Here is a 14046-nt window from a genome sequence, read left to right as displayed (position 1 = left end):
CGCTGTCTGCTGCCTGGAATGCACGCTTGCCAGGGATGGCTGAGCGCGCCAGCATGTTGGCCTCAGCCGAGTTTGACGACTGCCCGATGATGTCCATTCGATCCATTGCTTTGTTGTTCGCCCTGTTGGCACTGGGTGCCTGCGACAAAGACCCGACCCCAGCGAAAACACCGCCAGCGCCCCAGGCGCCGACGGTGACTCAACCCCCTGCGCCCGCCGCGGAAAACCCCTCCGGCAGCAACCCCGCAGCGCAAACCAGTACCAAGCCCGCCGCCGAGAAAACCGTAAAGCCGTTCGAGCCGTTGGTGAAGCGTGAGCTCATGCCATTACCGGTAGACAAACCCGCCAGCCAGCCCGCTGAAGCGCCTGAGCAAGCCCCTGCGCCAGAAGTCCGCGCGCCGCAACCGCCGGACAAGATCCAGCGCCTGCAAGTGGCCAAGCCACAGACCCCAGCGCAGAAAAAAGCCAGTGACGCAGTCAAGCAGGCCAAAGTGGCGAAACCCAAGTTGGACCTGCACCTGCCCAAAGACGCGGTGAAAAAGTTTGAGCCGGAAGTGGCCGTCTTTGGTGCCAGCGAACCGAGCCCCGGCACCAGCGAGCCGCCACCGGCCCTGCTGCCGCAGCTGTTTGGCGACAAACCCGGCGAGCAGAGCTCATTCGAGCTGGGTGGGCGGGTAATCACCAACGAACGCAGCCGCGATCAGGATAAAGACGCCAGCTACTTCGATACCGTGGATGGCGCAGAGCTGCAGTTCAAGTTTCGCCATTAGCGTTTCCAGGGATCGCGGCTGAAGCCGCTCCTACAGATTGTGCAGACCGTAGAAGCGGCTTCAGCCGCGATCCCCGGAAAAGAAAACCTCCGCTTAAAACCGATGCCGCCCGTTCTGAATCGCCTCATACACCGCCCAATCCAACACCTCGAACCGACTGCTACCCGGTAACCGCACATACAGCGGGTCGCTCACCAGCAGCGGGTTGTAGGCGGTGGTCTTCAAGTCGTTCTTTTTGTATTTGAAGGTGCCGGTGGTTTCCACTTCCCGCAGCAGGCGCAAAAACAACGGCGCGGCGTAGGCGGGCAGTTCGCGGTCCAGGTGGGCGGCCAGCTCGATCTCGGCCAGCTGCAGCTCCGCTGCCAGGCGCAGCGCCGCCATGCCGCAACGGCCATTGGTGCCGGGAATCTCCACCCCGTACACCACTGCATCTTCGATACCGGTGAAGGCACCCAGGGCGTTTTCCACTTCGGTGGTGGAGACGTTTTCCCCTTTCCAGCGGAAGGTATCGCCCAGGCGGTCGACGAACTGGGTGTGCTTGAAACCGATATCGCGCATCAGGTCGCCGGTGTTGAACCAGGCATCGCCCTTTTTGAACACATCACGGAGGATCACCGCTTCACTTTTCGCCGGGTCGGTGTAGCCGTCGAACGGCCATTTGGCGCTGATTTCAGTGATCAGCAAGCCCGCCTCACCCTTGTCGGCCTTTTGCAGAAAATTTTTCTTGGTGCGCAGTGGCCGGTCGTTTTCCAGGTCGTAGCGCACGATGGCGTAGGTGGCCGGCGAGTAGCCGACGGTATTGTCGAAATTGAACACATTGGTAAAGCCGATATTGCCCTCGCTGGAGGCATAGAACTCGGTGATCCGCTGAATGCCGAAGCGCTGTTTGAACTCGCCCCAGATCGATGGCCGCAGGCCGTTGCCGATCATGCAGGTCAGGCTGTTGTTCAGCTCTTGCGGGCAGGGCGGCTGGTTGAGCAGGTAGCGGCACAGCTCGCCGATATAGCCAAAGCAGGTGGCCTGGTAATGCTGCACATCCTTCCAGAAGGCGCTGGCGGAAAAACGCCGACGCAGGGCAATCGCCGCACCGCCGGCGAGCACCGCGCTCCAGCACACGGTCACGGCATTGTTGTGGTAGCAGGGCAGGGTCAGGTAGAGCACGTCCTGATCATTCAAACCCAGGCCTGAGTGGCCGAAGCCGCCATAGGCCTTGATCCATTTGCCATGGCTCATGATCGAGGCTTTGGGCAGGCCGGTGGTGCCGGAGGTGTAGATCAGAAAGCAGGGGTCTTTGAGGCGCACCTTGGCGCTGTCGGGCAGGTTGTCATGGGCCTCGCCCCAGGCCAGGTCCATAAGGTTTTCCCAGCCTGCGGGGGCGGCGCTGGGTACGTTCAGGCTGTCGCCATCGCCGAGCCAGTAGCACTGGCGGTCGCTGCCCTGAACCTGCCCGCGAACCGCCTCGAACGGCTCGCGCAATTCTTCACCGATCACGAAGTGGCTGGGCTTCACCAGGTTCAGGCTGTGGACCAGCACCTGGCCGCGCTGGGTAGTGTTGACCAGCGCACCCACCGCGCCCAGCTTGGCCAGGGCGGCAAGCAGCAGCAGCACCTCGATGCGGTTTTCCAGCATCACCGCCACCACGCTGCCATGCACCACCCCTTGTTGCTGCAGGGCGCGGGCCAGGCGGTTGGCCCAGGCGTTGAACTGCGCGTAGCTGAGCTGGCGGTTCTCCTCCAGCACGGCGGGGCGCTCGGGGTAGAGGTCGGCGGCACGCTCCAGGGCCCAGGCCAGCGACAGGTTCTTCTCGCGGTTACGAATGCCGGCGTAGTACAGCCCCCGCAGCATGCGCGGCACGCGGCCAAAGGTGGCGGGCAGGTGGGCGAGAAAGCGGGCAGGGGTGATCAGATCGGCTTGGCTCATGTTCGCGTCGTTATGCTTTTATCGGGAACGAGCCCTCACTCTAGTTCGCCGGTCGCGTGCGGACTATGACCCTGCTGCGGCCAGCGGCGGGCAGATGGGCAAATATATGCCGCAGCAGGCGGCAAAAACCCGCAGCCGGGCTATATATCAGTGCAGGTTGCCGGAACCGATGCGCAGCCAGAGCGGCCATTCAAGGAGCAGGTATGGGTAGGTTGTTGCGGCGGATGCTGGGCGGGGGTCTGGCCTTGGCAATAGCGTTTTCGGCGCTGGCCGAACCGAGTGTCGAGGACAATCCGCAAACCCTGAGTCTGAGTGACTCGCCCGCGGAACTGCAGATTGCCAACCGCAGCATCATGGTCTTTCGCGCCATCTTGATGGGCGAGGCACCGGCCGTACGGGTCGAGCGGGCCGAGGCGGCAATCGGCGAAATCCTTGGCGGTGGCGGCGAGTTGCAAGTCAGCATTCAGCCGATCCAGAAGAGCTTTATCGTGCTGCTCAACGGTCGGCGCAGCTTTATCGTCACGCCCAAGGACGTCGACCCACTGGAGCAGCAAAGCACCGAGCAGACCGCCAAGCTCGCCGCCGAGCGTCTGCGTCAGGTGGTGGCCGAAACCCACGAAGGGCGCACCCTGAGCGCCATGCTCAGTGCGATTGGCTACAGCGTGGCGGCAACCCTGTTGTTTGTGCTCTTGCTGTGGTTCGTCCACTGGCTGCGGCGCAAGCTCTACCAGGCATTGCCGATGCTGATGCAGCATAAGGCCCGCGATCTGAAAGTCGGCGGCGCGCAGATTCTCGACCTGCGCTTTCTCTATACCTTGGCCAATCGTCTGCTCGACGTGCTGCGCTGGGCTTTGGGGCTGCTGCTGTCCTACGAGTGGCTGAGTTTTGTGCTATCGCGCTTTCCCTATACCCGGCCCTGGGGCGAACGTCTCAATAGCTACCTGCTGGATGTGCTCGCCTATGTGCTGCAAGGCATCGTCCATGCGGTGCCGGGCCTGCTGATCGCCGTGCTGATCTTCTTTATCGCCCGTGGCATCAGCGGCTTTTCCCAGCGCCTGCTCAAACGTCTGGCCCATAACAGCCACAGCGTCGACTGGCTGAACGACGAAACCCTGCAACCGACCACACGCCTGACCTCCCTGGGCATCTGGCTGTTTGCCCTGGCCATGGCCTATCCGTACTTGCCGGGCGCGGGCACCGAGGCGTTCAAGGGGCTGTCGGTATTGATCGGTCTGATGGTCTCGCTGGGGGCGTCGAGCCTGGTCGGGCAGGCGGCGTCCGGGCTGATCCTCACCTACACCCGTACCCTGCGTAACGGCGAATACGTGCGCATTGGCGAGCATGAGGGCACGGTCACCGAAATGGGCATGTTCACCACCCGCATCCGCACCGGCCTGGGCGAAGTACTGACACTGCCCAATTCGATGATCACCGGTGCCGTGACCAAGAACTACTCCCGCGCCGTGCAGGGCACCGGCTATATCGTCGATACCGTGGTGACCATCGGCTACGACACGCCGTGGCGCCAGGTCGAGGCCATGCTGATCGAAGCCGCGCGGCGCACCGACGGTATCGTCGATCAGCCGGAGCCGTTGGTGTTCCAGACCTCGCTATCGGATTTCTACCCGGAATACCGCCTGGTGGCCCAGGCGATTTTCACCCTGCCACGGCCACGGGCGCTGCTGATGTCGGCGCTGCATGCGCATATTCAGGATGTGTTCAACGAATACGGGGTGCAGATCATGTCGCCGCATTACCTCGGCGATCCACAGGAAACCAAGGTTGTAGCCGAGGAAAACTGGTACGCGGCTCCAGCCAAACGCCCGGCGGAACCGGGCGAGGGGCAGGAAGGCTAGGGTTTAGTCGACAAACAGATCCTGGATCAGGGTGCCGCCGGCCGGGTCGAACCGGTAATGCTCGAACTCGTTCTGGCCCTGCTCGCGGAGAATCTCTTCGTCGATCAGCAGGCGGCCGGTAATGGCGCGGCCGCTGCTGCTGAGAATCGCATGGGCGGCATCGGCCATGATCGCCGGCACCCGGGCGCGCTTGAACGCCTCGCGGCTACCCAGCTCGAACTCGATGGCGGCGGTGGCGATCATGGTTTTCGGCCACAGCGAATTGACGCTGATGCCGTACTTGGAAAACTCCTCGCTCATGCCCACCGTCAGCATGCTCATACCGTATTTGGTCACGGTGTAAGGGCCGTGCTGGGCGAACCATTTGCTGTCCATATTCAACGGCGGCGACAGGTTGAGGATATGGCCCTTGCTTTGTTTCAGGTAGGGCAGCGCCGCCTGGCTGCAAACCATCACCGCCCGGGTGTTGATCTGAAACATCAGGTCGAAGCGCTTGGGTTGCAGATGCTCGACGCCCACCAGCTTGATCGCGCCGGCGTTGTTGATCAGCGCATCAATGCCGCCGAAGTGTTCGGCCGCTTTGGCCATGGCTACTTTTACCGCTTCCTCGTCGCGCACATCCAGTTGCAGGGCCAGGGCTTTGCCGCCGGCGGCCTCCACTTCGGCGGCGACCGAGTGGATGGTGCCTTCGAGCTTGGCATGGGCCTCGGCGCTTTTCGCCGCGATAACGATATTGGCGCCATCGGCAGCGGCCTTCAGCGCAATTTCACGGCCAATGCCGCGGCTGGCACCGGAGATAAACAGGGTTTTGCCGGACAGGGACATAAGGTGAATCTCCAAGGGTTTTTATTGTTGTGATACTTCCGGGATGTCACAGATATTCGTACAACCACCCGGTCATCCCAGCCTGCGCTGGGATGACGGTGTCAGTCGGTTTGTGCTTCGATTTCCACCAACACCTGCCGACCCTTCACCTGATCGCCCTTGTTGGCCTGCACCCGCCGCACCACGCCGTCGCTGGCTGCTTTAAGCGGGTGTTCCATTTTCATCGCTTCCAGCACCACCAGCAGCTGGCCTTTGCTGACGCGGTCGCCTTCTGCCACCAGTACGTCAACAATCGCCCCATCCATCGGCGCTTTGATCACCCCCGAGGCGGCGGCACCGGCAGCGCTGACCGGTTCATGGGTGACGTCCAGTAGCTCCAGATTGCCGTTATGGCCATACAGCCACAGCTGCTGGCCGGCGTGGTGGTAAGCCAGGCGCTGACGCACGCCGTCGATATTCACAGTGGCCCAACGGCCGTCGTGGTTGAGCAGTTGCAGGTCGAGTTGCTGCTCGCCCACGCTGGCCAGCAAGCGCGGTTGCGGGCCGGATTGCTGCACGCTGAGCTCCACCGGGTATTTGTTTTCAGCGTGTTTGAGCACAAACCGCCACGGCGCATTGCCAGCGTTACGCCAACCAGCCAATTCCGGCTGATGGGCGCGGGCTTCGGCACCGCTCTGGTAGAGCAGGGCGGCAGCGCTGGCCAGCTCCAAGGCGCTGGGCGCTTGCGGGCTGAGGCTTGGGTCGGCGTGGAAGTGTTCGCCGATAAAGGCCGTGGTGGCATTGCCGGCGGCGAATTCGTCGTGGGCCAGCAGGTTGGCGAGGAAACGCTGGTTGCCGTTCACCCCCAGCAGCACGCAGTCTTCCACCGCGCGCACCAGCTTGCGCCGGGCTTCGTCGCGGGTGGCACCGTAGGCGATGACTTTGGCCAGCATGGGGTCGTAAAACGGGGTGATGCGCTGGCCTTCCAGCAGACCATGGTCGATGCGGATGCCTTCGAGCAACGCCGGCTCCCAGCGCAGCACCGCGCCGGTTTGCGGCAGAAAGTTGTTGGCCGCATCTTCGGCATACAAACGCACTTCCATGGCGTGGCCGGTAAGGCGGATTTCCTCCTGACGTAGCGGCAGCGGTTGCCCGGCCGCTACCTGGAGTTGCCAGGCCACCAGGTCCTGGCCGGTGATCAGCTCGGTCACCGGGTGCTCCACTTGCAGGCGCGTATTCATTTCCAGAAAGAAGAATTCGCCGCTCTGGTCAAGGAGAAATTCCACGGTGCCGGCACCTACATAGTTCACCGAGGCCGCGGCTTTCACGGCGGCTTGGCCCATGGCCTTGCGCAGTTCGGGGGTCATTACCGGGCAGGGTGCTTCTTCCACCACTTTCTGGTGGCGACGCTGCACCGAGCAGTCGCGCTCGCCGAGGTAAACGATATTGCCGTGCTGGTCGCCGAATACCTGGATTTCTACATGCCGCGGTTGCAGCACGGCGCGCTCAAGAATCAGCTCGCCGCAGCCAAAGGCGTTTTGCGCTTCCGAGCGCGCGGTGCGGATCTGCGCCAGCAGCTCGCTGGCTTCAGTCACCAGGCGCATACCGCGGCCGCCGCCGCCGGCGCTGGCCTTGATCATCAGCGGATAGCCAATGCGTTCGGCTTCGCGGCTCAGTAGGTTGTCGTCCTGCTCGGCACCTTCGTAGCCGGGAATGCACGGCACGCCGGCGTCGAGCATGGCGATTTTGGACAGGCGCTTGCTGCCCATCAGGTGAATGGCTTCTACGGTGGGGCCGATAAAGACGATACCGGCGGCCTCACAGGCCTGGGCAAAGGCGGCGTTTTCCGAGAGAAAGCCGTAGCCCGGATGCACCGCGTCGGCACCGGTTTTCTGCGCGGCAGCGATGATGGCGTCAATCGACAGGTACGACTGGTTGACCTGCGCCGGGCCAATGCACACGGCCTGGTCGGCCAGTTGCACATGGCGGGCGTCGGCATCGGCTTCGCTATATACGGCGACGGTGCGGTAACCCAGGGCATGGGCGGTGCGCATCACCCGGCAGGCGATTTCGCCACGGTTGGCGATCAGAATCTTGTGGAAGGCTGGCATGGGTTAATTGGCTCCTGCCCAACTCGGTTTGCGTTTTTGCATAAAGGCCATGGTGCCTTCCACGCCTTCTGCACCCACCACGGCGGCGGCGAACAGCCCGGCAGCCTGGTCGAGCAGGGTGTTCAGTGGTTCGTTTTCGGTGGCCAGCAGCAGCGCCTTGGTGGCGGCATTGGCGCCTGGAGCGCACTGGCGCACCTGTTCCAGCACCTGATGCAAGCGCTGTTCTACGGCGCTTTCATCCGCTTCGGAAAAATGCACCAGGCCCAGGCGCAGCGCTTCTGCACCATCGAAACGTGCGGCGGTGAGGGCCAGACGGCGGGTGTGGGTCAGACCGATGCGCTTGACCACAAAGGGCGCGATCTGTGCCGGGATCACCCCCAGGCTGGTTTCCGGTAAACCGAATTTGGCGTTCTGCTGGGCAATGGCGATATCCGACACACAGGCCAGGCCAAAACCCCCGCCGAGCACCGCGCCTTCCAGCACCGCGATCAGCACTTGTGGGGCGTTCTGCGCTTCCTCCAGCAGGGTGCCGAAGGCGCGGTTGAGTTGGCGGTAGGCGTTCTCGCCGTCGGTTTGCGACCGGGCGCGGGCACCGGCCATGTCCTTGATATCGCCACCGGCACAGAAGTGTCCGCCGGCACCGCGCAGCACCAGGGCGCGGATGCTGGCATCGGCGGCGCTGGCGCGCAGTACGGCGCGCAGTTCCTCGACCATGGTCAGGCTCATGGCGTTGCGCACGTCGGGGCGGTTGAGGGTGATGTAGAGCACGCCCTCGGCGTGTTCCAACAGCAGGGTGGTGACGGTGGGTAAGGTCATGGCTCAGCCCTTCTTCTTGCCCGGCAGGGTGCCCATCAGCTTGGCGATGATGCCCAGCATGATTTCGTCGGCACCGCCGCCAATCGACACCAGGCGCACGTCGCGGTAAGCACGGGCTACCGGGTTGTCCCACATATAGCCCATGCCGCCCCAGTACTGCAGGCAGCTGTCGGTGACTTCGCGGCCCAGGCGTCCGGCCTTGAGCTTGGCCATGGAGGCCAGCTTGGTCACGTCGCGGCCTTTGATGTATTGCTCGGTGGCCTGGTAGACGAGGGCGCGCAGGCATTCGATTTCGGTGGCCAGTTCACCCATGCGGAAGTGAATGACCTGGTTGTCGATCAGCGGCTGGCCAAAGGTTTTACGTTCCTTGCAGTACTCGATGGTGGCGTCCACGCAGTACTCCAGGCCCTTGATCATATTGGCCGCGCCAAACAGGCGTTCTTCCTGGAACTGCAGCATCTGCATCATGAAGCCGGCACCTTCGTGGCCGATGCGGTTGCGCTGCGGCACGCGCACGTCGTCGAAGAACACCTGGGCGGTTTCCGAACTGCGCATGCCGAGTTTGTCCAGGTGCGGCGAGACGCTGATGCCCTTGGTGGTCATCGGCACCACGATCAACGATTTATTGACGTGGGGTTTGTCGTCCGACGTGTTGGCCAGCAGGCACATAAAGTCGGCGGACGGCGAGTTGGTGATCCACATCTTGCTGCCATTGATTACGTAGTCGTCGCCGTCTTTGCGCGCGGTGGTTTTCAGCCCGGCAACGTCGGAGCCGGCACCCACTTCCGATACGCCGATGCAGCCGACCGCTTCACCAGTGATGGCGGGCCGGAGGAATTCATCGCGTAGTTCATCGGAGCCAAAGCGCGCCAGCGCCGGAGTACACATGTCGGTTTGCACGCCGATGGACATCGGAATGCCGCCGCAACGGATGGTGCCGAACTCTTCGGCAGCGACGATGGAGTAGCTGTAATCCAGGCCCATACCGCCGAATTTTTCCGGCTTGGAAATGCCCAGCAGGCCGAGCTCGCCGGCCTTTTTGAAAATATCGTGGATCGGGAAGCGCCCGGCCTTTTCCCACTCATCGACGTGCGGGTTGATTTCCTTGTCGACAAAGTTGCGTACCGTGCGGCGCAGTTCTTCGTGTTCCTGGGTGATGATCATTTTTGTTGTTCTCCAGTCGTAGCAATCAGAATCGGGCGACGCCAAAGGTATTGGCCTTGAGCGGCCGCACCTCGGCTTCGGCGCAGATATCCAGCAGAAAGCCCAGCAGCTTGCGCGTGTCACGCGGGTCGATCAGGCCGTCGTCCCACAGGCTGGCGGTGCCATAGAGCGCGGTGGACTGGCTGTCGAGTTTCTGCGCGGTAACGGTTTCCAGCATATCGAGCATCTTCGGGTCGGCTTCCTTGCCTTCCTTGGCGTGTTTGTCTTCGGTGACGATGCGCAGCACCTTGCCGGCCTGGGCACCGCCCATGACTGCGGTGCGGCTGTTGGGCCAGGCGAAGATAAAGCGCGGGTCCAGACCACGGCCGCACATCGCGTAGTTGCCGGCACCGTAAGAGCCGCCGACCACTATGGTGAGCTTCGCCACCCGGGCATTGGCCACCGCCTGAATCAGCTTGGAACCGTGCTTGATCACGCCTTGCTGTTCCGACTCGGTGCCGACCATAAAACCGGTGGTGTTGTGGAAGAACAGAATCGGCGTATTGCTCTGGTCGCACAGCTGAATAAATTGCGCGGCCTTGGCGGCTCCTTTTGGGGTGATCGGGCCGTTGTTGCCGATAAAGCCGCAGGCCAGGCCCTCGATCTGCAGATGACCGCAGATGGTCTGGTTATCGAACTCGGGTTTGAAATCCAGGTACTCCGAGCCATCGGCAATGCGGGCGATGATCTCGCGTACGTCGTAGGGTTTTTTCGCATCGCTGGGAATCAGCCCCAGCAGCTCTTCGGCCGGGTACAGCGGTTCGCGCACGGCTTTGCGTGGGCGATGTGGCAGCTGTGCATTCCACGGCAACATGCCGACGATTTCGCGGGCAATGCGCACGCCATCGGCGTCGTTCTCCGCCAGGTACTCGGCGGTACCGGCGGTTTGCGCATGCATCTCGGCACCGCCCAGTTCTTCGTCGGTGGCCACTTCACCGGTGGCGGCTTTGAGCAGGGGCGGGCCGGCGAGGAACATCTTGGCTTTGCCGCGCACCACCACGGTGTAGTCGGACAGCCCCGGCTGATAGGCCCCGCCAGCGGTGCTGGAGCCATGCACCACGGTGATCTGCGGCAGCCCCATGGCCGACATGCGCGCCTGGTTGGCAAAGCCGCGGGCACCTTCGACAAAGATATCCGCCGCGTAATTGAGGTTGGCACCGCCGCTTTCGGCCAGGGTGACCACCGGCAGTTTGTTCTCGAAGGCAATCTGCTGCAGGCGCAGGGTCTTTTTCAGGCCGCTGGGGGAAATGGTGCCGCCCTTGATCGCGCTGTTGCTGGCATTCACCAGGCAACGCACGCCGGCGATATAGCCGATGCCGGAGATGATCCCGCCGCCGGCCTGGGTGCCGTCCTTGTCGTCGTGCAGCTTGTAGCCGGCCAGCGAGGCCAGTTCGAGGAACGGCGCGCCGGGGTCGAGCAGCAGGTTCAGGCGTTCGCGGGGCAGCAGTTGGCCGCGCTTGTCGAACTTGGCTTTGGCTTCGGCTGCCTTGTCCAACACCTTCTGTTCCACCTCGCGAAATCCGGCGATGGTGGCCAGCATGGCCTCGCGGTTGCGGGCGTAGTCGGCGCTGTGGGCGTCCAGCTCGGATTGAATGACGGGCATGGCTTACTCCTTGTCTGCCGGTTTCAATACGTCAGGCACATAGGCGCGATGAAAGCCGTTGTACGACTCGCTGTTCTTGGCCTTTCCCAGGGTCCAGGCGCGGCTGCCCTGGCTGGCGGCACCGTCGATACGGATGGTGTTGCCGCTGATGAAATTGGCCCCGGGGGTAAGCAGAAACACGATGGCCGAGGCCACTTCCGATTCGGTGCCGATGCGTTGCAGCGGCACATGGTCCTTGAGGGAGCGGATCATGTTTTTCATCGAGTCGGGGTAGGTGTCCATGCCGCTGGAAGCGATCCAGCCCGGTGCCACGGCGTTCACCCGCACGCCGGCATGACCCCATTCCACGGCGGCGGTCTTGGTGAAGTTTTCCATGCCGGCGCGGGCGGTGCCGGAGTGGCCCATGCCGGGCATGCCACCCCACATGTCGGCGAGCATATTGACGATGCTGCCGCCCTGTTTGCTCATGCACTGGGTAAACACCTCACGGGCCACCAGAAAGCCGCCCACCAGGTTGGTACGCACCACGGTTTCAAAGCCTTTCTGGTTGATCGATACCAACGGTGCCGGGTATTGGCCACCGGCATTGTTGACCAGATGATGGATGCGCCCGTGCTCGGCCAGCACCTCGGCGACCATGGCTTTGACCACGTCTTCCTCGCGGATATCGGCGGCTTTCCAGCTGGCACTGCCGCCATCGGCAAGGATTTCCGCCGTGGTGCTTTCCAGCTTCTCCCACTTGCGCCCGACCAGCACCACATGGGCACCCAGGGCGGCCAGCTCATGCGCGGTGCAACGGCCGATGCCGCTGCCACCGCCGGTGACCATAATGGTTTGGCCACTGAACAGGCCGGGTTTGTAGATGGAGTCGTAGCTCATGTGCGGCTCTCGCTTGTTGTTCTTCTATGGCTTGCACTCACCCGTAGGAGCGGCTTCAGCCGCGATGCTCTTGAACGTTTAAAAGCATCGCGGCTGAAGCCGCTCCTACAGGGGGTATCCGTCATCCCAACTTTTCCGCCAATGCCCTCGGCACCGGCACTGGGAATTCCAATAGTTGTTGGGCAAACGCTTTGCCCTGCGGGTCGATGCGCAAGCTGGCAACACCACCGCCACCCAGGGCGTTTTCCAGGAGGAAGTTCAGGCCCTGGCAGCCCGGCACATACCAGCGGCTGATTTGCCCATGAACAGGGTCGAGCACATGGCCCATCCACTCGGCCACCGCTTCCACGCTAAGCGCGGCGGCAATCCATGGCAGGTACTCGGCCTCTCGGGCCATAACGCCGATATTGCTGTGGTTGCCTTTGTCGCCGGAGCGCGCCACCGCCAGTTTCACCAGCGGTACGCTGGCATCGGCGTCGCCTGTGGGCAGTGGTGCCTCCTGGGCTTCACGCAGGCTGGCGAAGTCAAAGGCATCGACGGCGGGCAGGGCGACCGGATGACGTTCACCGTTGAGTTCCACGGAGAGTTCGCAGGCGCTTTTATCCACCAGAAAGGAGAACAGGCGGATCACCGGGTACACAGTCGGACGGCCGCCAACAATGCCGGTGAGGCCTGGTGCCATACCGGTGGCCGCCTGGGCGATCTCGCGGGAGAACAGAATCAGCGCTTCTTTCTTGGCATGCCGCACGGCCAGTTTCACCACCACTTCGCGGCTGTCCTGGCGCTGGCCATGGGGGCCGTAGGTGGCCTCGCTGCCGAGCAGTTCGATATTGGTTTCGACATAACCGGGCCAGCCACGGTCGGCAAACATTTCAGCCGTTTTGCGGATGATGGCCGTGCTGACCCGTTGGGCTTTTTTCACCGCATCAATGCCGGCAATCAGGCAACTGGCGGTGCAGCGGAAACCGTCGGGGTAGGTGGCAGACACCTTGTAGTGGTCGGTCGGCGGCAAGCCTTTGGCACCTCGCACCTCCACGCGGTCGTTGCCCACTTCACTGAGCTGCACCTGGGTGAAATCGCAGACCACATCGGGCAGCAGATAGGCCCGTGGATCGCCGATTTCATAGAGCATCTGTTCGCCAACGGTGAAGGGCGTCACCAGGCCGCCGGTGCCAGCCGGTTTGCTGACGATAAAGCCGCCATCGGCCTCGACCTCAATGACCGGGAAGCCGATATGTTCGTAGTCCGGCACGCTTTCCCAGTCGGTGAAGTTGCCGCCGGTGCACTGCGCGCCGCATTCGATGATATGGCCGGCCAGGGCGGCCTGGGCGAGCTTGTCGTAGTCCTGCCAGCTCCAGCCGAACTCGTGCACCAGGGCGGCGCTGACCACTGCGCTATCGACCACCCGGCCGGTGATGACGATATCCGCCCCCAGGGCCAGGGCTTCGACAATGCCTGGCGCGCCGAGGTAAGCGTTTACCGAAACGCACATCGGCGGCAGCGGCTGGCCGCTGAACATTTCCCGGGTGCCGGCTTTATTCAACTCGGGGAGTTTGCTTTGCAGGTTGTCGCCGTGCAGTACGGCGATTTTCAGGCTCACCCCGGCTTTCTCGCAGGCTGCGGCCAGGGCGCTGGCGCAGGCATGCGGATTGACCCCGCCGGCGTTGCTGATCACGCGGATTTTCTTGCTGGCAATGCTGGGCAGCAGCGGGGCGAGCACTTCAATAAAGTCGCCGGCATAGCCTTGCTCGGGATTTTTCATCCGCGCGCCGGCCATGATCGACATAGTGATTTCGGCCAGGTAGTCGAACACCAGGTAATCCAGCTCGCTGCCGTTTACCAATTGGGCGGCGGCCGTGGAGGTATCGCCCCAGAAGGCAGAGGCGCAGCCGATGCGTACGGGTTTTGTCATTGGAATTAAGTCCGTCAGCTTGTCGATGTGGCGACCATACCAAGCAAGCGCTTGGTTATGGAAGCCCTGAATTCACCTTTCTCGACTAAAGCATGGCCAAGCGCTTGCTTGGTTGACCCTTCACGCTTAAATTTCACCAATGCCGACAAGCACTTGCCACTTTTCAGGCCGG

10 protein-coding genes are annotated in these 14046 nt (G+C 62.6%); 2 read left to right on the top strand and 8 right to left on the bottom strand.

Annotated elements, in window-relative coordinates; all coding sequences use genetic code 11:
• Positions 1-89 precede the first annotated feature (89 nt).
• Positions 90-770, top strand: coding sequence for a hypothetical protein (locus ACVW0Y_RS09095; protein WP_457437678.1), 681 nt, complete (start codon positions 90-92; stop codon positions 768-770).
• A gap of 93 nt (positions 771-863) precedes the next feature.
• Here ACVW0Y_RS09095 and ACVW0Y_RS09090 read toward each other — a convergent pair whose 3' ends face one another.
• Entirely contained in the window at positions 864-2690 is a 1827-nt protein-coding gene (locus ACVW0Y_RS09090; RefSeq protein WP_457437676.1) for a long-chain-acyl-CoA synthetase, read from the bottom strand.
• Positions 2691-2914: 224 nt separating this feature from the next.
• On the opposite strand from ACVW0Y_RS09090, the gene ACVW0Y_RS09085 reads away from it, so the two are divergent.
• Complete coding sequence (locus ACVW0Y_RS09085; RefSeq protein ID WP_457437905.1) at positions 2915-4546, top strand: mechanosensitive ion channel family protein; 1632 nt, start codon at positions 2915-2917, stop codon at positions 4544-4546.
• A gap of 3 nt (positions 4547-4549) precedes the next feature.
• On the opposite strand, the gene ACVW0Y_RS09080 is transcribed toward ACVW0Y_RS09085, so the two are convergent.
• The 7 genes from ACVW0Y_RS09080 to ACVW0Y_RS09050 all read right to left on the bottom strand — a co-directional run bounded on the left by ACVW0Y_RS09080 (position 4550) and on the right by ACVW0Y_RS09050 (position 13874).
• Entirely contained in the window at positions 4550-5371 is an 822-nt protein-coding gene (locus tag ACVW0Y_RS09080; protein WP_457437675.1) for an SDR family oxidoreductase, read from the bottom strand.
• Positions 5372-5472: 101 nt separating this feature from the next.
• Positions 5473-7461, bottom strand: coding sequence for an acetyl/propionyl/methylcrotonyl-CoA carboxylase subunit alpha (locus tag ACVW0Y_RS09075; RefSeq protein ID WP_457437674.1), 1989 nt, complete (start codon positions 7459-7461; stop codon positions 5473-5475).
• A gap of 3 nt (positions 7462-7464) precedes the next feature.
• Positions 7465-8277, bottom strand: coding sequence for an enoyl-CoA hydratase/isomerase family protein (locus ACVW0Y_RS09070; RefSeq protein WP_457437672.1), 813 nt, complete (start codon positions 8275-8277; stop codon positions 7465-7467).
• A gap of 3 nt (positions 8278-8280) precedes the next feature.
• On the bottom strand, positions 8281-9441 hold the full coding sequence (atuD, locus tag ACVW0Y_RS09065) for a citronellyl-CoA dehydrogenase (protein ID WP_457437671.1): 1161 nt from the start codon (positions 9439-9441) through the stop codon (positions 8281-8283).
• Between the two features lie 25 nt (positions 9442-9466).
• Positions 9467-11083, bottom strand: a complete 1617-nt coding sequence (atuC, locus tag ACVW0Y_RS09060; protein WP_457437670.1) for a geranyl-CoA carboxylase subunit beta — start codon at positions 11081-11083, stop codon at positions 9467-9469.
• Between the two features lie 3 nt (positions 11084-11086).
• The gene (locus tag ACVW0Y_RS09055; RefSeq protein ID WP_457437668.1) at positions 11087-11962 is read right to left on the bottom strand and encodes an SDR family oxidoreductase; all 876 of its coding nucleotides are present in this window, start codon (positions 11960-11962) and stop codon (positions 11087-11089) included.
• A 121-nt stretch (positions 11963-12083) separates the two neighbouring features.
• Positions 12084-13874, bottom strand: coding sequence for an acyclic terpene utilization AtuA family protein (locus ACVW0Y_RS09050; protein ID WP_457437667.1), 1791 nt, complete (start codon positions 13872-13874; stop codon positions 12084-12086).
• Between the last annotated feature and the right edge of the window lie 172 nt (positions 13875-14046).

The sequence above is a fragment of the Pseudomonas sp. TE3786 genome (assembly GCF_054057335.1).
The sequence above is the reverse complement of the archived record's forward strand: the minus strand, read 5'-3'. Positions and strand labels throughout refer to the sequence as shown.